The sequence below is a fragment of the Azospirillum sp. OGB3 genome (assembly GCF_014192915.1).
Classification (GTDB): Bacteria; Pseudomonadota; Alphaproteobacteria; order Azospirillales; family Azospirillaceae; genus Azospirillum.
The window spans coordinates 75,806-98,908 of record NZ_JACHYN010000002.1 but is presented as its reverse complement, the minus strand read 5'-3'; the positions used below and the strand labels follow the sequence as shown (position 1 = coordinate 98,908).

Sequence of the window (23,103 nt, the reverse complement as noted above, 5' to 3'; positions counted from 1 at the left end):
GTCAAGCGATGGCTGCAGGAAAACCACTCAGGGCTTTGAGTTCGGGAACGGGTTGGTCCAGAATGCCGGCCCGTTCCCGCAAGACCCCGAGTCCATCATGCCGAAGCCGACGACCCCGCGCGGCCGTCCGCCCGTCCCGTCCCCTGCCCGCTCCTCCCGTCCGCGTCCGGCCCAGGCCAGCAAGGACGTCCGCCGGGAGGAACCGCGGGAGGAGCCGGGCAAGCTGTTCCGCGTCGCCGGCCTGTCCGCCGTGTCCGCCCTGTTCGCCCATGACGCGGCGCGGGTGGAACGGCTGTTCTTCGAAGAGCGGCTGAAGGCGAAGACCGGCGACTTCTGCAAGGCGATGGCGGCGGCACGCAAACCCTACCGCATGGTCGAGGCCGACGAGCTGGCGAAGGTCGCCGGGACGGTGCTGCACGGCGGGGTGGTCGCGCTGATCGCGCCGCGCCCGGTGCCCGCCTTCGACGGGGAGGCGGCGAAGCGCTGGGCGGCGGACGGCCAGCCGCTGCTGATCCTGGACGGGGTCGGCAACCCGCACAATCTGGGCGCCATCCTGCGCACCGCCGCCTTCTTCGGCCTGCGGCGCGTCGTGGTCTCGGACCATCCCGGACAGGCCCTGCCGTCGGAATCCGCCTACCGGGTGGCCGAGGGCGGGTTCGAATGGGTGGAGCTGTACCGGGCGGCCAACCTGCCGGCGGTTCTGAAGCGGCTGCGCGAGGCCTACCGGGTGGCCGGGACGGCGCTGGGCCGCGGCCGGGCGGTGGTCACCGACCCGGCGGTCCTCACCACGGGCGACCGGCCCGCCGCCGTCGTGCTGGGCAACGAGGAGGACGGGCTTCCCCCCGCCACCCTCGCCGCCTGCGAGGACATCCTGACCCTGCCCGGCACCGGCCGCATCCAGTCGCTGAACGTCGCGGCGACCGCGGCCATCCTCATCCACGCCCTGGCCAAGCCGGGCTGAGGCCGGACCGGAGGCCGGTCCTCAGCCGCCCAGGGCGATGATCAGCACCAGCGCCACGACCAGGACCGAGACGATGGGCAGCATGTCCACGCCGTCGCGGTCCCAGGTCGGCGCCCGGCGCGAGCCGTGATGCGCGCCGTGGGCGTGGCCCAGACCCTCGTCGGCCCAGCCATGTTCGGAAGGGCGGGCGCCGGGGGCTGAGACGGCGGGGGCCGCCGGGCTGGCGATGGTGACCACCCCGGCCCCGCGCTGGTAGTCGCCGCCACCGCCGCTGCGCGGGCGCTTCAGCCGTTCGTCGGTCAGCTCCACGTCGATGCCCGCGGCCTCCAGCCGCTCCACCACCACGGCGACCTCCTCCGGGGTCATGGTTTCCACCGGCACGTCCTGGCCGAGTTGCTCGACGCTGAGCCGGTTGCCGTGCTTGCGCCCCTTGTCGATCAGGCGCTGGAGGGTGGCGTCGTCGATCGTCATCGTTCTCTCCCCGCGGTTCCACCTTGGACTGAACATTCCGAAGGGTAAACACGCCGGGCCGCGGAAGGCTCCCGTGCAAAGGCGGCGACTTGCCTCCGGGGCGGGGCGACCCGACATAATCCCCAAACCCCCATCCCCAAATCCTACGCCATCGGAGAGGCCGAGATGCTCGGAATGTTCATGCGCAAGCCCCTGGCGCTGCCCAGCGCGGAGGAAGCGCTGCCCGGACGCGACACGCCGGTTCCCGTGCCGCCCCGCCATCACGTCAACGGCAACCCGCTGACCCCGCCCTATCCGGAGGGGCTGGAGGTCGCCGACTTCGGGCTCGGCTGCTTCTGGGGGGCGGAGCGCAAGTTCTGGAAGGTGCCGGGCGTCTGGACGACCATGGTTGGCTATCAGGGCGGCCACACCCCCAACCCGACCTACGAGGAGGTCTGCTCCGGCCGCACCGGCCACACCGAGGTGGTGCGCGTCGTCTACGACCCCGCCAAGGTCGGGTTCGAGGAGTTGCTGCGCGTCTTCTGGGAGGCGCACGACCCGACCCAGGGCATGCGCCAGGGCAACGACGTGGGCACCCAGTACCGCTCCGCCATCTACACCCACACCGACGCCCAGCGCGCCGCCGCCGAGGCCAGCCGCGAGTCCTATCAGGCCCGCCTGGAGCAGGCCGGCTTCGGCCCGGTGACGACGGAGCTGCGCGAGGCCCCGCCCTTCTACTACGCCGAGGACTATCACCAGCAGTATCTGTCCAAGAATCCCGCTGGCTATTGCGGGCTGGGCGGCACCGGGGTTACCTGCGCGGCGTGACACGCTCTTGCGGTGCGGGGACTGAACCTCGGAGGCAGGTTCCCGCACCGCCACTGCGGCATCCGGGCGACAGGGTTAAGCCGGCTTGAACGGGGCGGTCCCTTGCGGTTGCGCCTGCCCGTCGCTTGCGGGTATGGTTCCGGCGGTCCATGAAAGCTCCAGGGGGTAGCCCCGCGGGGCGCCGCCCGAGAAATTCCGCGCCCAATCCATGATCAAGGAAAGAACCGAGCTGGCGACGCCGCACCTGAGCGGCCTGCTTGACTTCTGGCTCACCAAATGCATCGGCGGGAAGCCGCCGGTGTCCAGCAGCATCGCCCCGGCCGACCTGCGGCCGTGGAAGGATAATATTGTGATTTTCGAGGTCATCGGCGACGACGACTTCGTTTATTCCTATTACGGCCGGTCCCTCGCGGCCGCCTTCGGGCATTCGCGCCTGGGCGCCACGCTGGACGATCTGCCGGAGGAGCAGCGGGCCATCCTGCGCCCCGAATACGCCTCCCTCCTGCGCGAACGGTTGCCGGTCGCCCGCGTCTACACCGCCGATTTCAGCGGCGTCATGCGGACCTGGGAGCGGCTGGCTCTGCCCATGTCCAGCGACGGCGAGACCATCGACAAGATCCTGGTCGCCGCCTACGAGCAGCCGCCGGACGAACCGCCCTGCACCGCGCTTGCCCCCCTTGCGGCGGACGAAGAGGCGGAGGTTGAGATCGAGAGTCCGCATGATGACGGGCCGGAGGCGGACGACACGGTGGACAGCGAACCCGAGTTCCTTGCGGACGAGGGCGCCGACATCGACGGCGATACGGACGGGACCGCGGACACCGAGACCGAGCCAGAAGCCGACGACAGCCCCGAAGACACCTCCGACGACGCCGAAGACGGCGAGTCCTCCTCCACCGAACAGAAACCGGGAGCCCCGGCATGACGCCGCGCACGCCCCACCTGACCGCGCCCGCGACCCAGTCGGGAGTCGTCACCGCCGACGAATTCAATCTGTGGTGCGCGCTGAACGGCCGCCCCTTCAACCTCATCCCCAACGCGCGCCCGGACGGGCGGCTGCTGTGGGACGTGGAGGTGCTGCCCGGAACCCCGCGCGCCGGCACGGTCTATTCGACCAACCTCGGCGACGAGGCGCTGGCGGTCGTCGCCGGCTTCGCCTTCCTGTCCGGCGTCGAATGGGCCTACGAGGCGCGCGCCGCCGAGACGGCTCCCCCGGCCCTGGTGTCGGATGCGGCCGTGGACGCGCCCGCGGAGGTGGAGGATCTCCTGATTCCCGACGCCGAGGCGCTGCCCGGGGACGCGGAATCCGAGGAGGAGGCGGACGACGCCCTCGCCTATGAGGACGAGGCGGAGGATAGCGACGACACCGGTGACTTCGGCGACGGCGACCTGGACGACGGCGATAGCGACGATCTCGGCGACGATTCCGAATCGGACGCGGATGTGTTGCCGGCCGGCGAGGACGATCCCTACGCCCTGCCCGGCACCACGCTCCTCCAGAACCCGCCGCCGCGCCCGCCGCAGCAGCATGACGAGACGGTCCTGGCCCGCAACGCGCGGATGCTGGAGACGGTGCTGCGAAACTTCCGCGTCCGCGGCGAGATCATGGACGTGCGCCCCGGCCCCGTCGTGACGCTCTACGAGTTCGAGCCGGCGCCGGGCACCAAGTCGGCCACGGTCATCAACCTGACCGACGACATCGCCCGCTCCATGAGCGTGGTCACCGCCCGCATCGCCATCGTGCCGGGCCGCAGCGTGATCGGCGTGGAACTGCCGAACCCGGTGCGCGAGATGGTCTATCTGCGCGAGATGTTCGACCACGCGGCCTTCGCCGAGTCGCAGGCCCATCTCGCCATCGCGCTCGGCAAGGACATCAGCGGGGAGCCGGTGGTCGCCGACCTCGCCCGCATGCCGCACCTGCTGGTCGCCGGCACCACCGGTTCGGGCAAGTCGGTGGCCATCAACACGATGATCCTGTCGCTGCTCTACCGGCTGCCGCCGGAGCGCTGCCGCTTCATCATGGTGGACCCGAAGATGCTGGAGCTGTCGGTCTATGACGGCATCCCGCATCTGCTGACCCCGGTGGTGACCGACCCGAAGAAGGCGGTGATCGCGCTGCGCTGGGCCGTGCGCGAGATGGAGAGCCGCTACGAGGCGATGTCCAAGCTCGGCGTGCGCAACATCGAGGGCTACAACGCCCGCATCGCCGAGATGATCGCCAACGGCGAGCCGATGCCCCGCCGCCATGTGCCGGGCGAGGCCGAGACCGTCTTCGACCTGACCCCGCAGGAACCGACGCCGCTCCCCTACATCGTGGTCATCGTGGACGAGATGGCCGACCTGATGCTGGTGGCGGGCAAGGAGATCGAGGCGGCGATCCAGCGCCTCGCCCAGATGGCCCGCGCCGCCGGCATCCACCTGATCATGGCGACGCAGCGCCCGTCGGTGGACGTCATCACCGGCACCATCAAGGCCAACTTCCCGACCCGCATCAGCTTCCAGGTCACCTCCAAGATCGACAGCCGCACCATCCTGGGCGAGGCCGGGGCGGAGCAGCTTCTCGGCCAGGGCGACATGCTCTACATGGCCGGTGGCGGCCGAATCACCCGCGTCCACGGCCCCTTCGTCTCCGATTCGGAGGTCGAGGAGATCGTGCAGTTCATCAAGTCGCAGGGCGCCCCCAACTACGTCACCGCCATCACCGAGGAAGAGGATGAGGCGGTCGCCGACGAGGACGACGAGAGCGGCGGCGGCAACTCCGGCGACGACCTCTACATGCAGGCCGTCAACCTCGTGGTGCGCGAGGGCAAGGTGTCGGTCAGCTTCATCCAGCGCCAGCTCCAGATCGGCTACAACCGCGCCGCCCGTCTGGTCGAGCGGATGGAGACGGAGCGCGTGGTCGGCCAAGCCAACCACCAGGGCAAGCGCGAGGTGCTGCTGTCCCCCGCCGGCCTGTCGGCCAAGCGCGCCGGGGTCTAGGAAAGGGAGAGAGGGCGATGAAGGCGCATTTCGAACGGTTCGCGCGCTACAACCGCTGGGCCAACCGCCGCCTCTACGCTGTGGCGGCCGAGCTGTCGGACGCCCAGTACCGCGAGGACCGCAGCGCCTTCTTCCGCTCGGTGCGGGGCACGTTGAACCACATCCTGGTGGCCGACCGGGTATGGCTGCGCCGCATCGAGGGGGACGGACCGACGCCCTTCGCCCTGGACGAGATCCTTCATGACGGCTTCGACGAGCTGCGCGCCGCCCGCGAGGCGGAGGACGAGCGCCTCATCCGCGTCGTGGCGGAACAGGAGGAGGCGCGCTTCGCCGCGGACCTCCACTACCACTCGCTGGCCGGGCAGGCCTTCACCATGCCCTTTTCCGCGGTGCTGGCCCATGTCTTCAACCACCAGACCCACCACCGCGGGCAGGCGCACACGCTGCTGACGCAGTTCGGGCTGGCCGCGCCCAGCATCGACTTCGCCTATTTCCTGTTGGACAAGTAGGCGCTCCGGCGCCTCACATGCGCGACGGCGACAGGCGGAACTCCACCACCCGGCTGCTGTGGGCGAGCTTGTCGATCAGCTCCATCGGGTCCGGCGTGCCGTTGGCCTGGAGCGTGAGCTGATACTCCAAGTGGCCGCTGCCATTGCGCAGATGGAAGGCCCAGGACACGATCTCGTAGCCGTGCTCCAGCGCCTTGACGCGAAGCATCTCCGCCGGGGGCGCGTGCTCGCGCTCGAACACCAGCATCACCTGGACCACCGTGTGGTGGGGCAGCACCGCCTCCAGCCTTTGGAAGGCGCTCATCACCAGAATGACCAGGAAGGCCGCACCGATGGCTGCGGCGTAGAAGCCCAGCCCGATGGTCACCCCGATCGCCGCTGCCGTCCAGATCGACGCCGCGGTGGACAGGCCACGGATGGAGAAGCCCTCCCGCATGATGACCCCGGCGCCGAGGAAACCGATGCCCGTCACGATGCCCTGGATGACCCGCGTCGGGTCGCCGCCCCCACCGCTTCCGTTCCCGATGCCGCCGTACCACAGTCCCGGATAGGCGTTGACGACGGTCAGCGCCGTCGAGGCGAGGCAGACCAGCGCATAGGTCCGCATCCCCGCCGCCCGCCCGTGGAAGGAGCGCTCGTACCCCATCAGGATGCCGAGCCCCAGCGCCCCGACCAGATGCAGCAGGATGACGCCGTTGACGGCCAGTTCGGCCGGCGACCAGTAGGCGGACAGGTTCAGCATGGCCCCTCCCACGGCTATCGTATTTGGCGTTCAACCCCCTCTCCCGTCCCGGGAGAGGGTGCCCGCGCAGCGGGCGGGTGAGGGTCGCACGAGGATCAGGGCACTGCTTCTTGGAAGCACCCTCACCCTTCCCACGCATTGCGTGGGCCCCTTCCCTCTCCTGGGACGGGAGAGGGGATGTCACATGTGATCCCCTGGGACGTCCGGTCCCGAGACGTCCAGTGTAGCGCCGATTGGTTGGCGAAGGGCCACCCTACCCCAGCCCGCCCAGTGTCCAGCGGGCGAGCAAAGCCACCAGCATGCCTTCCGCGGTCGCCAGCATCAGCCGCAGCATCAGGCTCACGAGGTCGGTGAAGCGGTCGCGGCGGGGAAACACCTCGGCCAGCATGCCGGTTATGGCGCGGCGCAGATTCAGGCTGACGAGGCCGATCACCAGCGCCACGGCGGCGGTGCCGACCACGTAATAGAGCGCGCCCTTCCAGCCGGCGAAGCTCTGCGGGTTCTCCAGATAGAAGAGCGTGCCGACGGCGATCCACACGGCGGAGGGCCAGACCCCCACCATGTCGGCGCCACCGGCCGGCTTGGCGTCGCCGGGCGCCGGGGCCGGCGTTCCGGGAGACGGCCCATCCGGTGGAGGTTGCGCGCTCCAGGGCACCGCGCCGCTCCCGTCAGCCCCCCGGCACGTGCCGGAAGGCCAGCACGCGGGCCGGGCGGCCGTCCTCGTCGGACAGCGGCAGCAGCAGTTCGACGAAGCGCGCCCCCGGCAGCATCGGGTCGTCGCGCACCAGAAGGCCGCGCGGTTCCCCTGTCTCCAGGCAGGCGCGCAGGTCGGCGTTGAAACGCGCCGCCGCCTCGGCGGGGTGGCAGTCGCTGACCGGGCGCGGCACCGCGCGCTGGCCGATCCGGCGCTGCACCGCCCGCCCGCAGGCGCGGTAGAGGAAATCCTCGCCGCCGCGCAACGGCTCCATCAGGCACAGGCGCGGCACGCATTCGCGGATCTGCGCGGTGTCGATGTCGCGTGCCTCCGGCATCGGGCGCCCGCGGCCGACGCGCCGCCAATGGACGTAGAGCAGGCTGGCGATCTGCGGAATCTGCTCGAGGTCCAGCGGCTCCGACCGGCAGACCGGCGGCGCGGGCGGCGGCGGCGGAACGGCGGGGGCGGCGGCCGTGACCACGCGCACCGGCGCTGCGGCCACAGGCTCCGGGACCGGCTTCGGCGCGGAGGCGGGGGCGGGGCGGCTGGCGAAGACCGGCTGGCGCTCCGGGCGCCCGCCATGCTTCTTCAGCATCGGCAGCGGCGCCCAGGTCGGGCAGGTGTGGTAGGAGCGTGTGACCTTCCGGTAATCCTGGCTGGTCGCCGTCCGGCACTCCCCCTCCGCGCTGTAGCGGTCGACGTGGACGAGCGTGTTGTCGTCCGACAGGGCGCGGTCGCCCCCCCACGAAACGCAGGCGGCGCAGGCGCGGCTGTCCTTGGCGAAAGCGTGGGTCATCGTGGGGCGCGAACTCCGGCGGCAATCAGGTCAAGGTGTGCGGGCTTCTCCCGCTGGTCGATGTCGGAAAGCGCCGGGTTTCCGGCGCACCCCGATTGATGACGCCCTTTCGGCGCAGGTTCAAGCCTTGCCTCGCCGCCCGCTGGCGATGTTTCAGACATGTGGCCCGCGCATCATCCCACCCCTTCCCCCGCGCCGCCTTGTTCCCTATAAAGGGGCCTCGCAACGACATATTGATCCGTGCCCCCTCACACCCGCGCCCCCGCCAGGGGGCCAATGGCGCGAGGGGGCTTTTGCTGCACGAACGTCGAGAAGCGGACCCATGCCCAAGCGCACTGATATCAAATCCATCTGCATCATCGGCGCGGGGCCGATCGTCATCGGCCAGGCTTGCGAGTTCGATTACTCCGGCGTCCAGGCGTGCAAGGCGCTGCGCGAGGAAGGCTTCCGCGTCATCCTGGTCAACTCCAACCCGGCCACCATCATGACCGATCCGGGTCTGGCCGACGCCACTTACATCGAGCCGATCACCCCGGCCGTGGTGGCGAAGATCCTGGAGAAGGAGCGCCCCGACGCCCTGCTGCCGACCATGGGCGGCCAGACCGCGCTGAACACCGCCATGGCCCTGTCCGACGACGGCACGCTGGAGCGGCTGGGCGTGGAGATGATCGGCGCCAAGCGCGACGTCATCGCCAAGGCCGAGGACCGCATCCTGTTCCGCGACGCCATGGACAAGCTGGGCCTGGAATCGCCGCGCTCGCGCCTCGTGCGCAACATGCAGGAGGCGACCGAGGCGCTGGAGTTCGTCGGGCTGCCCGCGATCATCCGCCCCAGCTTCACGCTGGCCGGCACCGGCGGCGGCATCGCCTACAACCGCGCCGAGTTCGAGGACATCGTGCGCGGCGGCCTGCGCGCCAGCCCGGTCGGCGAGGTGCTGATCGAGGAATCGGTGCTGGGCTGGAAGGAGTACGAGATGGAGGTCGTCCGCGACAAGGCGGACAACTGCATCATCGTCTGCGCCATCGAGAACATCGACCCGATGGGCGTGCACACCGGCGATTCGATCACCGTCGCCCCGTCGCTGACGCTGACGGACAAGGAATACCAGATCATGCGCAACGCCTCGATCGCGGTGCTGCGCGAGATCGGGGTGGAGACCGGCGGGTCCAACGTCCAGTTCGCGGTGAACCCGGCGAACGGCCGCCTGATCGTCATCGAGATGAACCCGCGCGTGTCGCGCTCCTCCGCTCTGGCGTCGAAGGCCACCGGCTTCCCGATCGCCAAGATCGCCGCGAAGCTGGCCATCGGCTACACGCTGGACGAGCTGACCAACGACATCACCGGCACCACCCCGGCCAGCTTCGAGCCGACGATCGACTACGTCGTCACCAAGATGCCGCGCTTCACCTTCGAGAAGTTCGCCGGCACCGAGCCGCTGCTGACCACCTCGATGAAGTCGGTGGGCGAGGCCATGTCGATCGGCCGCACCTTCCAGGAGTCGGTGCAGAAGGCGCTGCGCTCCATGGAGACCGGCCTGACCGGCTTCAACGAGGTGCGCATCGGCGACAGCGACACGCCGGACGCCGCCGCCATCCGCGGCGCGCTGGCCCGGCCGACGCCGGACCGCCTGCTGGTCATCGCCCAGGCCTTCCGCCACGGCTTCACCGTCGCCGAGGTCCAGCAGGTCTCCAAGTACGACCCGTGGTTCCTGGAGCAGATCAAGGCCATCGTGGACCGCGAGCAGGCGATCCGCAGCGGCGGCCTGCCGACCGACAAGGCCGGCTGGCAGGCGCTGAAGCAGATGGGCTTCTCCGACGCCCGTCTGGCCGAGCTGGCCGGCACGTCCGAGGCCGAGGTCGCCGAGGCCCGCCGCGCCGCCGGGGTCACGCCGGTCTTCAAGCGCATCGACACCTGCGCGGCCGAGTTCGCCTCGCGCACGCCCTACATGTACTCCACCTACGAGACCGACGGCACGGGTGCCGCCGAGTGCGAATCGGACCCGACCGAGAAGAAGAAGGTCGTCATCCTGGGCGGCGGGCCGAACCGCATCGGCCAGGGCATCGAGTTCGACTATTGCTGCGTCCACGCCGTCTACGCGCTGCGCGAGGCCGGCATCGAGACCATCATGGTCAACTGCAACCCGGAGACGGTCTCCACCGACTACGACACCGCCGACCGCCTGTATTTCGAGCCGCTGACCGCTGAGGACGTGATCGAGCTGGTCCGCGTCGAGCAGCGCAACGGCACGGTGCTCGGCTGCATCGTGCAGTTCGGCGGGCAGACCCCGCTGAAGCTGGCCGACGCGCTGGAGAAGGCCGGCATCCCGATCCTCGGCACCTCGCCCGACGCCATCGACCTCGCCGAGGACCGTGAGCGGTTCCAGAAGCTGCTGCACCAGCTCAACCTGCTCCAGCCGGCCAACGGCCTCGCCCGGTCGCTGGAGGAGGCGGAGACGGTCGCCGCGCGGATCGGCTTCCCCGTCGTCATCCGCCCGTCCTACGTGCTGGGCGGCCGCGCCATGGAGATCGTCCACGACATGGCCGGGCTCAAGCGCTACATGGGCAACGCCGTGAAGGTGTCGGGCAAGAACCCGGTGCTGATCGACAGCTACCTGCAGGACGCCATCGAGGTGGACGTGGACGTGGTGGCCGACGCCACCGGCCAGGTCTACATCGCCGGCATCATGGAGCACATCGAGGAGGCCGGCATCCATTCCGGCGACTCGGCCTGCGCGCTGCCGCCCTATTCGCTGCCCGCCGAGACCATCGCCGAGATCGGCCGCCAGGGCGAGGCGCTGGCCCGCGCCCTCCACGTCGTCGGCCTGATGAACGTCCAGTTCGCGGTGAAGGACGGCACGGTCTACATCCTGGAGGTCAACCCGCGCGCCAGCCGCACAGTGCCCTTCGTCGCCAAGGCCACCGGCACCGCCATCGCCAAGATCGCCGCCCGCGTCATGGCCGGCGAGACGCTGGCCGACTTCACGCTGAACGGCCCGACACCGCCGCACACCGCCGTGAAGGAGGCCGTGTTCCCCTTCGCCCGCTTCCCCGGCGTGGACATCGTGCTCGGCCCGGAGATGAAGTCGACGGGCGAGGTGATGGGCCTCGACCACAACTTCGCGCTGGCCTTCGCCAAGTCGCAGCTCGGCGCCGGCGTCACCCTGCCGGTCCAGGGCACCGTCTTCATCTCGGTGAAGGAGCGCGACAAGCCGTCGGCGGTGCAGATCGGGCAGAAGCTGCACGGCATGGGCTTCCGCGTGCTGGCGACCACCGGCACCGCGGCGGCTCTGCGCCAGGCCGGCGTCCCGGCGGAGTCGATCAACAAGGTGGTGGAAGGCCAGCCGCACATCGTCGACGCGATGATCAACGGCGAGGTGCATCTGGTCATCAACACCACGGACGGCGCGCAGGCCCTGTCCGACAGCTTCAGCCTGCGGCGCACGGCGCTGACCTACAACCTGCCTTACTACACCACCATGGCCGGTGCACGCGCGGCGGTGGAAGCGATTGCCGCACTCCGGAACGGCAGCCTTGAAGTCGCGCCGTTGCAGTCGTACCTTAGCGGTTCCTATTAGGACGGTTTACGGCGCGGCGGACCTCCTCCGCCGCGCCGTAGCTTTCCCAGGGCGCTGCGTCGGCATGGTGATGGATTGAACGATGGAAAAAGTTCCAATGACTGCGGCGGGATACAACCGCCTGCAAGAGGAGTTGAAGCACCTCAAGACTGTCGAACGGCCCAACGTCATCAAGGCGATCGCCGAGGCGCGTGAGCACGGGGACCTGTCGGAAAACGCCGAATACACCGCCGCGCGTGAACGCCAGAGCTTCATCGAGGGCCGCGTCGCGGAGCTGGAGGACAAGATCAGCCGCGCCGAGGTCATCGACCCGACGAAGCTGTCCGGCAGTTCGGTGAAGTTCGGCGCCACCGTCACGCTCGCGGACGAGGACACCGACGAGGAGATCACCTACCAGATCGTCGGCCAGGACGAGAGCGACATCAAGAACGGCATGCTGTCCATCCAGGCGCCGCTGGCCCGCGCGCTGATCAACAAATCGGTCGGCGACAGCGTGGAGGTCTCCACCCCCGGCGGCTCCAAGGTCTACGAGATCGTCACCGTCGCCTTCAAGTAAGCGCGGGTTCAAGCTTCAGGGGCCGGTCCACAAGACCCAAGCCCCGCCACCGACCGCGAACCGAAACGCCCCGCACCGACAACCGGTGCGGGGCGCTTTGTTTTCACCCGTGACCCGCCTTCCTACCCCCGCAGCCGCTCCGCCAGGAAGGCGCTGACCCGTTCGATGGCGTCCTTGCGGGCGGACTCGTCGGTGCCGACCGTCGCCTCGCCCGCCGGGGCGGTCGCCAGATTGCGGCGCTTGCGCAGCGGCGAATGGGGGGAGTCGAAGCCGTGATGGGCGTCGGGGTAGACCACCACCTCGGTGCGCTCCTTCACCGGTTCGCGGTTCGCCAGTTCCAGGCAGCGCTCGGCCGGGGTCCATTCGTCCTTGCCGCCCAGCAGCATCAGCAACGGCCCTTCCGGCTGCCAGTCGGCGTCGCTCAGCGGAGTCCGGCAGCCGGGATAGAAGGCGATGGCGGCGCGGAAGCCGTTCCCCTGCCCACCCGGCCCATAGGCGGCCAACACCGTGCCCGCCCCCTGCGACCAGCCCATCAGGGCGATCCGGTCGCTGTCCACGTCGCTGCGCGCGCGCAGATAAGCCAGCGCTGCCCAGGCGTCGCGCTTGCGCTCCTCCGTCGCCCGAACGGAGCGGTCCTTGACCGTGCAGACCTCCGCCACGCCGCGCGGGCCGAAGCTGTCCACCATCAGCACCGCGTAACCCTGCTCGCGCAGCGTCAGCGCCCAGTCGATGTGCCGGGACGCCACCCTCCCGGTCTTGGCGTAGAGGCCGCTGCAGCCGTGCAGAAGGACGACGGTGGGATGGGGCCCGTCGGCCTTGGGGCGCAGGAAGCGCCCGGTCAGGGGGGTCGGGGCGCCGCTGGTCAGGTCGGCGTCGAGCGAGGGGAAGCGGACAATCTCCTCCGCATGGACGCCCGGCGTGGCCGCTGCGGCCGGCGGAGAGCCGAGCAGGGGCGGCAGGGCCAAGGCGGCGGCGAGCGCCAGCGTCGGCAGGAACAGGCGCGGCGGAAGGGCACGGCGGCGGGGTGAGGCCATCATCGTCTCCCGATCACGGACAAAATCGTCACGGGCAAAAGCGGCGGAGTCGGTGTCGCGCAAGTTTAGCACCTTCGCCGCGAAAAACATCGCATGTGCGAAGACGGGCAGGAATCCATTTTCGGAAATGCTCGGCGTCATAAAATTACGCGAGGACGTCTGCCCCCGGAACGCGAACAGCCGGCAACGCGCCCCACAGGTGGGTGCGATGCCGGCTGTCCGTGAATGGCTATGCGTCGGTGCGAAGCCGCGTCAGCGGCGTGCCACACGGGTCGAGGACTCGTCCTCAACCTCCTCGTCGTCATCCTCCAGCGAATCGGGGATGTCCGGCGAGTCGACGTCGATCGGCACACCGGGCGTGTGCTTCGACGTGCGGATCGACAGGGCCGACTTGACGTGCGCCACGTTGGGCGCCGCCGTCAGCTTCGTGGTCAGAAAGCGCTGGTAGTCGTCCCAGTCCTCCGCCACGATCTTCAGCAGGAAATCATACTCGCCAGCCAGCATGTTGCACTCACGCACCATGGGCCAGGAGTTGACGAGTTCCTCGAATTTCTTTAGGTCCACTTCAGCTTGGCTGGACAGGCCAACCTGGGCGAACACGGTGACACCGAACCCGAGCGCGTCGGGGTTGATGTCGGCGTGATAGCCGCGGATGAAGCCCGCCTCTTCCAAGGCGCGGACACGCCGCAAACACGGAGGGGCAGAGATGCCGGCACGCCTCGCGAGTTCTACGTTGGTCATCCGGCCGTCATTTTGCAGGTCGCGCAAAATCCGCCGGTCAATTCGGTCGAGTTTGACCCGCCGCATGGTTTGCTCGGTCGCTCCGGGGGTGATTTGAAGAAAGGATATTACACGGCGCAGCCATCGACGCCAAGCAAGAAACCCGTATCGGCGCCGGTGGAAAAACTTTCCATCGATGTATCCAGCCCCGACGCCCACCCAGGCGCGACAACCAGACGCACCCCCAAACCATTCGTGTGACGATGCAGTCCTCCCTTTCCGGTTCCCTCACCTGCTGGGTCGTGTCGGACGGCAAGCCCGGCATGGAAAACCAGTGCATCGGCCTCGCCGAGGCGCTGGGCCTCACTCCCGTCGTGAAGCGCGTGCGGCTGCGCAGCCCGTGGCGCCAGCTCAGCCCCTTCCTGCGGCTGGGCAACCGCTTCGCCGCCGGGCCGGAGGGCGATCCCATCCGCGCGCCCTGGCCCGACCTGATGATCGGGTCGGGGCGCCAGGCCATCGCGCCGTTGCTGGCCGCCAGCAAGCAGTCGCGCGGGCGGACCTTCACCGTCTACATCCAGGACCCGCAGATCAACCCGCGCCACTTCGGCCTCGTCGTGGTGCCCCGCCACGACCGGCTGCGCGGCCCCAACGTCATGGCCACCCGCGGCGCCCTGCACCGCGTGACGCCCAAGCTGCTGGCCGAGGCCGCGCAGCGCCACGCCCCCCGGCTCGCCGACCTGCCCCACCCGCGGGTCGCCGTGCTGATCGGCGGCACCAACGGCGTCTACGCCCTGACCCCGACCATCATGGGCGACGTCGCGGAGAAGCTGTCGGAACTGGCCCGCGGCAAGGGGGCCGGTCTGATGGTCACCCCGTCGCGCCGCACCGGCGCCGACAACGAGGCGATCCTGCGCGCCCGCCTGAACGGCCTGCCGGCGGAGGTGTGGGACGGCACGGGGGAGAATCCCTATTTCGCCTATCTCGGGCTCGCCGACGCCGTGGTGGTGACCTGCGACAGCGTGTCCATGACCTCCGAGGCCTGCTCCACCGGAAAGCCGGTCTATGTGATCGAGTTGGAGGGCGGTTCACCGAAATTCCGCAACTTCCATGAAGCACTCTACAAGGAAGGCTTCACCCGGCCCTTCACCGGAGCCCTGGACCACTGGACTTACCCAACGTTGGACGACACCCGGCAAGTCGCCGACGAGTTGCGCCATCGTCTTTTGGCCCACCGAGCCAAGCATGGCGCATGAAATCCGGAGCACACCCCCGCTCCGCGATGGCACGACGTATCGTTGTCTGCTTGCACTGTTCGGGAGAGAATCCTGTCAAACGGTTCATGAACGCTAATTCATTTAGCGCGTGTCCCGGCGCGTGGTAATTCGACTTTACCGCTTGGACGCATTGGATCTTTTCGCATGGTTTCGCCCGACGCGGTCCAGGACGCCTTCATCCGCTGCCTGGACGACGCCCCGACCAAGGATGACCCCTATCGCCACTGGCTGTTGTCGCGCGCGCTTCCCGAGGAGACCGCGGACGGCATCGCCGCCCTGCCCTGGGCACCGCCTCCGGTCGGCGACACCATGGGCAAGCGCGACACCAACAACGCCACCCGCAGCTATTTCTGCGCCCGCAGCCGCGCCGAGCATCCCGTCTGCGACGCGGTCGCCACGGCCTTCCAGCGCCGTGCGGTGACGGAGGCGATCGGGCGCATCTGTGGCGTCGATCTGGCGGGCACCTCGCTGCGCATCGAATATTGCCAGGACACCGACGGCTTCTGGCTGGAGCCGCACACCGACATCGGCGTCAAGAAGTTCACGATGCTGATCTATCTCTCCAGGGGGCCGGACTGCGCCGGCTGGGGCACCGACGTGCTGGACGCCACCCGCACCGTCGTCACCCGCGCGCCCTACGCCTTCAACGGGGGACTGGTCTTCGTTCCCGGGACGAACACGTGGCATGGCTTCGCCCCGCGCCCGATCCGCGGCGTGCGCAAGTCGATCATCGTGAACTATGTCGGCCCGGAATGGCGCGCCCGCCACGAGCTGGCCTTCCCCGACACGCCCGTCGCCTGAATTGCCGTCGCCTGAATTGTTGCCGTCTGGAGACCGCCCCATGTCCATGCCCACCTCCATGCTGGATCTGGACCGCTTCCGCGCCACCCCGCTTCAGCACGAGCCGTTCGACTTCCTCTGCGTCCCCGGCTTCGTGAAGCGGGAGCATCTGGAGGCCCTGCACCGCGACTACCCCAAGGTGGACAAGCCCGGCTCGATCCCGCTCGGCGTCTTCCCGCAGGGGCCGGCCTTCGACGCTCTGATCGAGGAGCTGCGCGGCGAGGCGGTCTGCCAAGCCTTTTCGGAGAAGTTCGGGCTGGACCTGTCGCGCTACCCGACCATGTTCACCGCCCGTGGCATGTGCCGGGCGACCGACGGCAAGATCCACCCCGATTCGGCCAGCAAGATCGTCACCGTCCTGATCTACATGAACCCGCCCTGGGAGGCGTCGGGCGGGCGCCTGCGCGTGCTGCGCAGCCCGAACCTGGAGGATTACGCCGCCGAGGTGCCGCCGGACGAGGGCACGCTGCTGTGCTTCCGCCGCTGCGACACCTCGTGGCACGGGCACCATTCCTTCGAGGGCCGGCGCCGCGCCGTGCAGATGAACTGGGTCCGCAACAGCGTCTACATCTGGCACGAACAGTGGCGCCACCGCGTCGGCGCCTGGCTGAAGAACCGGTCGGGAACCGTGCCGGCCCGGTATTGATGGGCGTTTCCCGGACGGCCGGGGTGAAACATCCTCCCCATGATGGGCCGGCATGGCAGGCTTTCCGGTGACAGCGCGCCGGATCTGGACCATATGTTCGGCGCGGCCCTATGGTCCGCGCCAGCCCAGATCGTGACGGACAGAGCGATGCCCAGCACCCACCACACCAAGGTTCTCATCATCGGCGCCGGTCCCGCCGGCTACACCGCGGCCATCTACGCGGCGCGCGCCAACCTGCAGCCGCTGATGGTGCAGGGGATGCAGCCGGGCGGCCAGCTCATGATCACCACCGACGTCGAGAACTATCCCGGCTTCGCCGACCCCATCCAGGGGCCGTGGCTGATGGAGCAGATGCAGAAGCAGGCGGAGCATGTCGGGACCAAGATGGTCTTCGACCTGATCACCGACGTCGATTTCAGCCAGCGCCCCTTCGTCTGCAAGGGCGACTCGGGCGACACCTACACCGCCGACAGCGTCGTCATCGCCACCGGCGCGCAGGCGCGCTGGCTGGGCATCTCCAGCGAGGAGATCTACCGCGGCTTCGGCGTTTCGGCCTGCGCCACCTGCGACGGCTTCTTCTTCCGCGGCAAGGAGGTCGCGGTGATCGGCGGCGGCAACTCCGCGGTGGAGGAGGCGCTGTACCTCACCAACCACGCTTCCAAGGTGACGGTCATCCACCGCCGCGACGGCTTCCGCGCCGAGCGGATCATGCAGGACCGGCTGTTCCGCAACCCCAAGATCGAGGTGGTCTGGGACAGCGTCGTCGAGGAGATCGTCGGCGAGGGCGACGGTTCCATGGGGAACCCGCGTGGCGTCACCGGCGTGCGCGTCAAGAACGTGAAGTCGGGCGAGGAGCGGGTGATCCCGGTGGCCGGCGTCTTCGTCGCCATCGGCCATGTGCCGGCCACCGCCGTCTTCCAGGGCAAGGTGGAGACCGACTCCGAGGGCTACATCGTCACCGCCCCCGACTCGACGGCCACCAACGTGCCGGGCGTCTTCGCCGCCGGCGACGTGAAGGACAAGGTGTACCGGCAGGCCGTCACCGCCGCCGGCATGGGCTGCATGGCCGCCCTGGAGGCCGAGCGCTGGCTGGCCCACCACGCGGGCGAGCCGAGCCCGGCGGGCAACTGGTAACCCGGTGGCGCGGGGGCCGGGCGACCGGCCCCTTCCTACCGCCGGTTCATCGGCGGCGGTTCATCAGCCCGTCGACGCTGAACCGCCCGGCCCCGGCGGCGATCAGCGCGAGGAAGCCGCCGATGATGGCGAGATTCTTCATGAACTGGATGCGCTGCATCCCCTGGGCCTCCGGCGGGTAGGTCCAGTAGCGGTGGGCGATCAGCGTCGCCATGATGGTGAAAAGGACCACCGCCGCCGCGGCCAGCCGCGTCCAGGCTCCCAGCACCACCGCCAGCCCGCCGAAGCACTCCACCGCACCCCCGAGCACGGCCAGCAGCATCGGCATGGGCAGTCCCTGGCCCGCCAAATTCCCGGCGAAGCCCCCGAGATCGATCAGCTTGCCGAAGCCGCTCTCCACGAAGATCGCCCCGATCAGCAGCCTTGCGGCCAGCAGCAGGAGATCCTGCCCGCCCGTCGCCGCCCGGTCCGCTCCCCGCGTTCTGTCATAGTTGTAGGAGGCCATGGCGCCCTCTCCCGCGTCCATCGGACATCCGAGGAGAACGCGCGGCCCCAGCCGGTTGTTTCCTGACGCCCAAAAAGACGGGGCGCCGCCCCGAAGGACGGCGCCCCATCGAATCGCGGGCCGCTGGGCGGGCCGACTATTCCAGCATGGAGCGCAGCATCCAGGCGGTCTTCTCGTGGATCTGCAGACGCTGGGTCAGCAGGTCGGCGGTCGGCTGGTCGTTGGCCTCCTCGGCGGTCGGGAAGACCTTGCGGGCGGTGCGGGCGACGGCCTCATGCCCCTCGACGAGCTGGCGCAGCATCTCCTGGGCGTTCGGAACGCCCTGCTCCTCCTTGATCGAGGCGAGCTTGGTGAACTGCGAGAAGCTGCCCGGCGCCGGGTAGCCGAGGGCGCGGATGCGCTCCGCCACCTCGTCCAGGGCGGTCCACAGTTCCGTGTACTGGGTCATGAACATGGTGTGGAGCGTGTTGAACATCGGCCCCGTGACGTTCCAGTGGAAGGAATGCGTCTTCAGGTACAGGGCGAAGGTGTCGGCCAGCACGTTGTTCAGGCCTTCGGCGATGGCCTTGCGGTCGGCTTCCGCGATCCCGATGTCGATCTGCATGGTTTCCCAATCCTCCGAGGGGTTGTCTTCCATTCTTGGCTGCAATCAAGGCTACGCCCCGCTGCGCCCCGGGTAAAGACCCTACTTTAGAAACTTTCTAAAAAGCAGCCCTGCGCAACCCGCATGCCCCGGCATGCCGTGAAGGCCACCCCGACAAGCTTGGGCGCGCCCGGTGCGGGTCAAGATGTGCGCCGCAACAGCGTCCGCATCAAGCGCTTCGAACGCACGTCCCCACGCCGTCAATGGTACAGCCCGACATAGGCGACCAGATCCTGGCCCGGCACCCGCTTCACAAAGGTGGTCTTCGGCTCGATCCGGTTGCTGGCCGGGTTCAGCCAGCGATACTCCACCCAGCCCTCGCCGGCGTCGCGCGCCACCGACAGGATGTCGCGGACGATGTCGCGCCCGTCGGGGTCCTTCACGTTGATCACGCTCATCCCGACCCCGGCAGGCCGGGGCGGATAGACCTTCCACACCCCGGCGAAGTCGATGACCGTGACGTAGAGCGCCTCGTGCCGGAACTCGCCGTCGCGGTTGAACACCGCCGCCGCCGCCTCCAGCCCCCGCGCGGCGATCAGGTCCGCCGCCTTCAGAGCGATGGCGCGGACCCGCTCCGGGTCGTCGGTCTGGGCGCGGGTGCCCGCGGGATGGACCGCCGCGACCAGAAGGGTGATCAGCAAGACCCTCAAGACGCGGAGCGGCGGCGTTCGGACGAAGGCGCGGACAAAGGCGCTCATGGCAAATCCCCCGGATCGGCCAATGCAGGAAAAAGGGCGCCGATCGGTTCGCCCACTGTCGAAAGAATGTTGGCGTCCGGCAATCCGCAATCCTGCGGCCTATTGCCGCAAAGTTCCGCGCGCGCCACACTGTCCCCCAGCGTCCGGCACCAAAGGCCCGCCCGGCCTCCGCCGATTCCCCGGCCCCATCCAACGGAGCGCGCCGGCCCGGACCGCATTTGGGAGGAGCATCGCATGCGCATCGCAATCATGGGGGCGGGCGCGGTCGGCGGCTATTTCGGCGCGCGCCTCGCGGCGACCCGCGGAGCCGAGGTGCATTTCATCGCGCGCGGCCGGCATCTGGAGGCCATCCGCCGCGACGGCCTGCGCATCGAGAGCGAGGCCGCACCCTTGCATTTGACCGACGTCCGCGCAACCGACGACCCGGCCGAGGTCGGGCCGGTCGACCTCGTGCTGTTCGCCGTCAAGCTGTGGGACACCGACCGCGCCGCCGAGGCCTGCCGACCGCTGGTGAAGCCGGGCACGGTGGTGGTCACCGTGCAGAACGGCGTCACCGGGCTCGACACGCTGTGCCAGCTCCTGGGGCGGGAATATGTGGCGGGCGGCGTCGCCCACATCGGCGCCACCATCGCCGCCCCCGGCGTGATCCGCCACACCGGGACGCTGGCCCGCCTGACCTACGGGGAGCTGGACGGGCGCCCCTCGCCCCGGCTGACCGCCTTCCACGCGCTGGCCGAGGCGGCCGGGTTCGAGGCGGTGCTGTCCGCGGCGATCCTGCGCGCGCAGTGGGAGAAGTTCGCCTTCCTGGCGCCCTTCAGCGGGGTCACCGCCCTGACCCGCCAGCCCGCCGGGGTGATCCGCCGCGTCCCGGAAAGCCGCGCCCTGTTCCTCGACGCGGTGGCCGAGGTCGCCCGGCTGGCCCGCGCCCGCGATGTGGATCTGGGCACCGGCATCGTCGCCCGCGTCGAGGCGCTGCTCGACGGCCTGCCGCCGGCCATGACCTCGTCCATGCTCAACGACCTGACGCGGGGCGGACGGCTGGAGCTGCCCTGGCTGTCCGGGGCGGTGGTTCAACTCGGGTCGGAGCTGGGAGTGCCGACGCCCGTCCACCGGGTGATCGCGGCGGCCCTGGCGCCCTACGCCGACGGACCGCCCTAAGGAGTGACACCCCAGCAGGGGCGGCGTGACGTCATGCCGCCCCTTTTTTCCATCGACAGGTCCCCCGCCACGGGTGGACCATAACGTTGAAAAGGCACTGTTTTCAAAGCACCGGACCAGTCCGGCACCCTGTCAGGGCCACGCGCGCCGCCGGTGCATCCGGCCACAGCGTCCCAACCCGGCCCACCCAGGCCACCCGGCGTTCCGGCCGATGCCCACACGGGAAGACGCCATACGGGAGGTGTGCATGCCCCATTCACAGATCCAGACGGCCCGCTGCGCCGCGCTGGTCGGCCCCTATCTCAGCGGCAAGACATCGCTTCTGGAAAGCCTGTTGTCCGCCGCCGGGGCGACCACGCGCAAGGGCAGCGTCCGCGACGGCAACGCGGTCGGCGACAGCTCCCCCGAGGCCAAGGCCCGGCAGATGAGCGTCGAGGTCAACGTCGCCTCCTTCGAGTTCCTGGGCGAGCGCTGGAGCGTGCTCGACTGCCCCGGCTCGGTGGAGCTGGCCTGCGAGACGCAGAGCGCCCTGATGGTGGCGGACGTCGCCGTGATCGTGGCCGAGGCGGCGCCGGAAAAGGCCGTGCTGCTCGCCCCCCTGTTCAAGTTCCTCGACGACAACCGCATCCCCCACCTGCTGTTCATCAACAAGGTGGACAGCCTGGGCGACCTCAGGGTGCGCGACGTGGTGCAGGCCTATCAGGCGGTGTCGGCGCGCAAGCTGGTGCTGCGCGAAGTGCCGATCCGCGAGGGCGGCAAGATCACCGGCTTCGTCGATCTGGTCAGCGAGCGCGCCTGGCACTTCAACCCGCACAAGCCGTCCAACCTCGTCCAGATTCCCGACAGCTTGAAGGACCGCGAGCACGAGGCCCGGCAGGAGATGCTGGAGGCCGTGGCCGACTATGACGACGCGCTTCTGGAAAAGCTGCTGGAGGACGTCGCCCCCGACACGCAGGAGATTTACGACCGGCTGGCCAGCGAGTTGGCCGACGACCTGATCGTCCCGGTCTTCTTCGGCTCGGCGGAGAACGACAACGGCATCCGCCGGCTGTTGAAGGCGCTGCGCCACGAGGGGCCGGACGTCGCCACCTCGGCGGAGCGCGCCGGAATCCCGGCGGACGCCACGGTGGCCGCCCAGGTCTTCAAGACGCTGAACGGCTCCCATGCCGGAAAGATCAGCCTCGCCCGGGTCTGGCGTGGCACGGTCAACGACGGCATGACGCTGGGCGGGGAGCGGGTGTCCGGCGTCTTCCGCATGATGGGTCACAGTCAGGAGAAGCTGTCCCAGGCGGCGGCCGGCGAGGTGGTGGCGCTCGGCCGGCTCGACAAGGCGGCGACCGGGGACCTGCTGACCGACAAGGGCAACGCCGGCCGGTCGGCGCTGTGGCCGGAGCTGCCTCCGCCCGTCTTCGGCCTCGCCCTGCACGCCCAGAACCGCAACGACGAGGTGAAGCTGACCGCGGCCATCCAGAAGCTGGTCGAAGAGGACCCGTCGCTGAAGCTGGACCAGTCCACCGACACCGGCGAGCTGGTGCTGTGGGGGCAGGGCGACATCCATCTCCAGATCGCCATGGACCGGTTGCGCAACAAGTTCAACGTCTCGGTCAAGGGCGTGCCGCCGCAGGTGCCCTACCGCGAGTCAATCCGCAAGGGCACGGCCCACCACGCCCGTTTCAAGCGGCAGACCGGCGGCCACGGCCAGTTCGCCGACATCCATGTGGAGGTCAAGCCGCTGCCCCGCGGCACGGGCTTCCAGTTCGAGGACGGCGTTGTCGGCGGCGTCGTGCCGCGCCAGTTCATCCCGGCGGTGGAGACCGGCGTGCGCGACTACGCGGTGCGCGGGCCGCTGGGCTTCCCCGTGGTGGATTTCGCGGTGAAGCTGACCGGCGGCCAGTTCCACGCCGTGGACAGCTCCGAGATGGCCTTCAAGACGGTGGCGCGGCAGGCGATGACCGAGGCGCTTCCGGCCTGCGAGCCGGTGCTGCTGGAGCCGATCCTGACCGTCTCCATCGCCGTGCCCAGCGACTTCACCTCGAAGGTGCAGCGGCTGGTCAGCGGACGGCGCGGGCAGATCCTGGGCTACGACGCGCGCCCCGGCTGGCAGGGCTGGGACGAGGTGAAGGCCTATCTGCCGCAGGCCGAGATGCACGACCTGATCGTCGAGCTGCGCTCCCTGTCGCTCGGCGTCGGCACCTTCACCTGGAGCTTCGAACGGCTGCAGGAGCTGACCGGCAAGGCCGCCGACAAGGCAGTGGAGATCCGCCGGGAGACGCTGGCCGCGCAATAAGCCCTCAAATTCCCTCTCCCGCCCCATTCCGGGAGCGGGAGAGGGGGTCGTTTTCGGTTCAATCCGGTCGATTCA

22 protein-coding genes are annotated in these 23,103 nt (G+C 69.3%); 13 read left to right on the top strand and 9 right to left on the bottom strand.

What is annotated here, in order from left to right; translation table 11 throughout:
• Positions 1-97: 97 nt before the first annotated feature.
• Positions 98-961: an RNA methyltransferase gene (locus FHW79_RS04330; protein ID WP_247884177.1), complete on the top strand. Its 864-nt coding sequence runs from the start codon at positions 98-100 to the stop codon at positions 959-961.
• Between the two features lie 21 nt (positions 962-982).
• Here FHW79_RS04330 and FHW79_RS04325 read toward each other — a convergent pair whose 3' ends face one another.
• Entirely contained in the window at positions 983-1,432 is a 450-nt protein-coding gene (locus tag FHW79_RS04325) for an RNA polymerase sigma factor region1.1 domain-containing protein (RefSeq protein WP_183177819.1), read from the bottom strand.
• 165 nt (positions 1,433-1,597) lie between these two features.
• Here FHW79_RS04325 and msrA point away from each other — a divergent pair, with 165 nt between their 5' ends.
• The 4 genes from msrA to FHW79_RS04305 all read left to right on the top strand — a co-directional run bounded on the left by msrA (position 1,598) and on the right by FHW79_RS04305 (position 5,727).
• Positions 1,598-2,239, top strand: coding sequence for a peptide-methionine (S)-S-oxide reductase MsrA (gene msrA / locus FHW79_RS04320; RefSeq protein ID WP_211108120.1), 642 nt, complete (start codon positions 1,598-1,600; stop codon positions 2,237-2,239).
• Between the two features lie 208 nt (positions 2,240-2,447).
• A complete protein-coding gene (locus FHW79_RS04315) occupies positions 2,448-3,164 on the top strand; it encodes a PAS domain-containing protein (protein ID WP_183177818.1) in 717 nt (238 codons plus the stop codon).
• Entirely contained in the window at positions 3,161-5,218 is a 2,058-nt protein-coding gene (locus FHW79_RS04310; RefSeq protein ID WP_183177817.1) for a DNA translocase FtsK, read from the top strand. Before FHW79_RS04315 ends, FHW79_RS04310 begins: the two co-directional genes overlap by 4 nt.
• A gap of 17 nt (positions 5,219-5,235) precedes the next feature.
• The gene (locus tag FHW79_RS04305) at positions 5,236-5,727 is read left to right on the top strand and encodes a DinB family protein (RefSeq protein ID WP_183177816.1); all 492 of its coding nucleotides are present in this window, start codon (positions 5,236-5,238) and stop codon (positions 5,725-5,727) included.
• Between the two features lie 13 nt (positions 5,728-5,740).
• On the opposite strand, the gene FHW79_RS04300 is transcribed toward FHW79_RS04305, so the two are convergent.
• The 3 genes from FHW79_RS04300 to FHW79_RS04290 form a co-directional block, all read right to left on the bottom strand.
• Positions 5,741-6,469: an MgtC/SapB family protein gene (locus FHW79_RS04300; RefSeq protein WP_183177815.1), complete on the bottom strand. Its 729-nt coding sequence runs from the start codon at positions 6,467-6,469 to the stop codon at positions 5,741-5,743.
• A 253-nt stretch (positions 6,470-6,722) separates the two neighbouring features.
• On the bottom strand, positions 6,723-7,124 hold the full coding sequence (locus FHW79_RS04295) for a hypothetical protein (RefSeq protein WP_183177814.1): 402 nt from the start codon (positions 7,122-7,124) through the stop codon (positions 6,723-6,725).
• Positions 7,125-7,137: 13 nt separating this feature from the next.
• Entirely contained in the window at positions 7,138-7,959 is an 822-nt protein-coding gene (locus FHW79_RS04290; protein WP_183177813.1) for a hypothetical protein, read from the bottom strand.
• Positions 7,960-8,281: 322 nt separating this feature from the next.
• Between FHW79_RS04290 and carB the strand changes: the two genes are divergently transcribed.
• Together carB and greA are read left to right on the top strand one after the other, a co-directional pair.
• A complete protein-coding gene (gene carB / locus FHW79_RS04285) occupies positions 8,282-11,533 on the top strand; it encodes a carbamoyl-phosphate synthase large subunit (RefSeq protein ID WP_183177812.1) in 3,252 nt (1,083 codons plus the stop codon).
• A gap of 82 nt (positions 11,534-11,615) precedes the next feature.
• Positions 11,616-12,089 carry a transcription elongation factor GreA gene (gene greA / locus FHW79_RS04280; RefSeq protein ID WP_079285121.1) on the top strand — a complete coding sequence of 158 codons (474 nt, stop codon included), beginning with the start codon at positions 11,616-11,618 and terminating at the stop codon, positions 12,087-12,089.
• 122 nt (positions 12,090-12,211) lie between these two features.
• Here greA and FHW79_RS04275 read toward each other — a convergent pair whose 3' ends face one another.
• Together FHW79_RS04275 and FHW79_RS04270 are read right to left on the bottom strand one after the other, a co-directional pair.
• Positions 12,212-13,123 carry a dienelactone hydrolase family protein gene (locus tag FHW79_RS04275; RefSeq protein ID WP_183177811.1) on the bottom strand — a complete coding sequence of 304 codons (912 nt, stop codon included), beginning with the start codon at positions 13,121-13,123 and terminating at the stop codon, positions 12,212-12,214.
• A 252-nt stretch (positions 13,124-13,375) separates the two neighbouring features.
• The gene (locus tag FHW79_RS04270; RefSeq protein ID WP_183177810.1) at positions 13,376-13,930 is read right to left on the bottom strand and encodes an Lrp/AsnC family transcriptional regulator; all 555 of its coding nucleotides are present in this window, start codon (positions 13,928-13,930) and stop codon (positions 13,376-13,378) included.
• A 176-nt stretch (positions 13,931-14,106) separates the two neighbouring features.
• On the opposite strand from FHW79_RS04270, the gene FHW79_RS04265 reads away from it, so the two are divergent.
• The 4 genes from FHW79_RS04265 (at position 14,107) to trxB (ending at position 17,737) form a co-directional block, all read left to right on the top strand.
• Positions 14,107-15,096, top strand: a complete 990-nt coding sequence (locus FHW79_RS04265; protein WP_183177809.1) for a mitochondrial fission ELM1 family protein — start codon at positions 14,107-14,109, stop codon at positions 15,094-15,096.
• A 165-nt stretch (positions 15,097-15,261) separates the two neighbouring features.
• A complete protein-coding gene (locus tag FHW79_RS04260; RefSeq protein ID WP_183177808.1) occupies positions 15,262-15,918 on the top strand; it encodes a 2OG-Fe(II) oxygenase in 657 nt (218 codons plus the stop codon).
• A 40-nt stretch (positions 15,919-15,958) separates the two neighbouring features.
• A complete protein-coding gene (locus tag FHW79_RS04255) occupies positions 15,959-16,603 on the top strand; it encodes a 2OG-Fe(II) oxygenase (RefSeq protein WP_183177807.1) in 645 nt (214 codons plus the stop codon).
• 147 nt (positions 16,604-16,750) lie between these two features.
• Positions 16,751-17,737, top strand: a complete 987-nt coding sequence (gene trxB / locus FHW79_RS04250; protein WP_183177806.1) for a thioredoxin-disulfide reductase — start codon at positions 16,751-16,753, stop codon at positions 17,735-17,737.
• A gap of 46 nt (positions 17,738-17,783) precedes the next feature.
• Here the strand turns inward: trxB and FHW79_RS04245 are convergent, their stop codons facing one another.
• The 3 genes from FHW79_RS04245 to FHW79_RS04235 form a co-directional block, all read right to left on the bottom strand.
• The gene (locus FHW79_RS04245) at positions 17,784-18,242 is read right to left on the bottom strand and encodes a DoxX family protein (protein ID WP_183177805.1); all 459 of its coding nucleotides are present in this window, start codon (positions 18,240-18,242) and stop codon (positions 17,784-17,786) included.
• 136 nt (positions 18,243-18,378) lie between these two features.
• On the bottom strand, positions 18,379-18,846 hold the full coding sequence (locus tag FHW79_RS04240) for a Dps family protein (protein ID WP_035675596.1): 468 nt from the start codon (positions 18,844-18,846) through the stop codon (positions 18,379-18,381).
• 239 nt (positions 18,847-19,085) lie between these two features.
• Entirely contained in the window at positions 19,086-19,583 is a 498-nt protein-coding gene (locus FHW79_RS04235; protein ID WP_183177804.1) for a cache domain-containing protein, read from the bottom strand.
• 234 nt (positions 19,584-19,817) lie between these two features.
• Between FHW79_RS04235 and FHW79_RS04230 the strand changes: the two genes are divergently transcribed.
• Together FHW79_RS04230 and FHW79_RS04225 are read left to right on the top strand one after the other, a co-directional pair.
• Entirely contained in the window at positions 19,818-20,741 is a 924-nt protein-coding gene (locus FHW79_RS04230; protein WP_183177803.1) for a 2-dehydropantoate 2-reductase, read from the top strand.
• A gap of 247 nt (positions 20,742-20,988) precedes the next feature.
• Complete coding sequence (locus FHW79_RS04225; protein WP_183177802.1) at positions 20,989-23,028, top strand: elongation factor G; 2,040 nt, start codon at positions 20,989-20,991, stop codon at positions 23,026-23,028.
• The last annotated feature ends 75 nt before the right edge of the window (positions 23,029-23,103 follow it).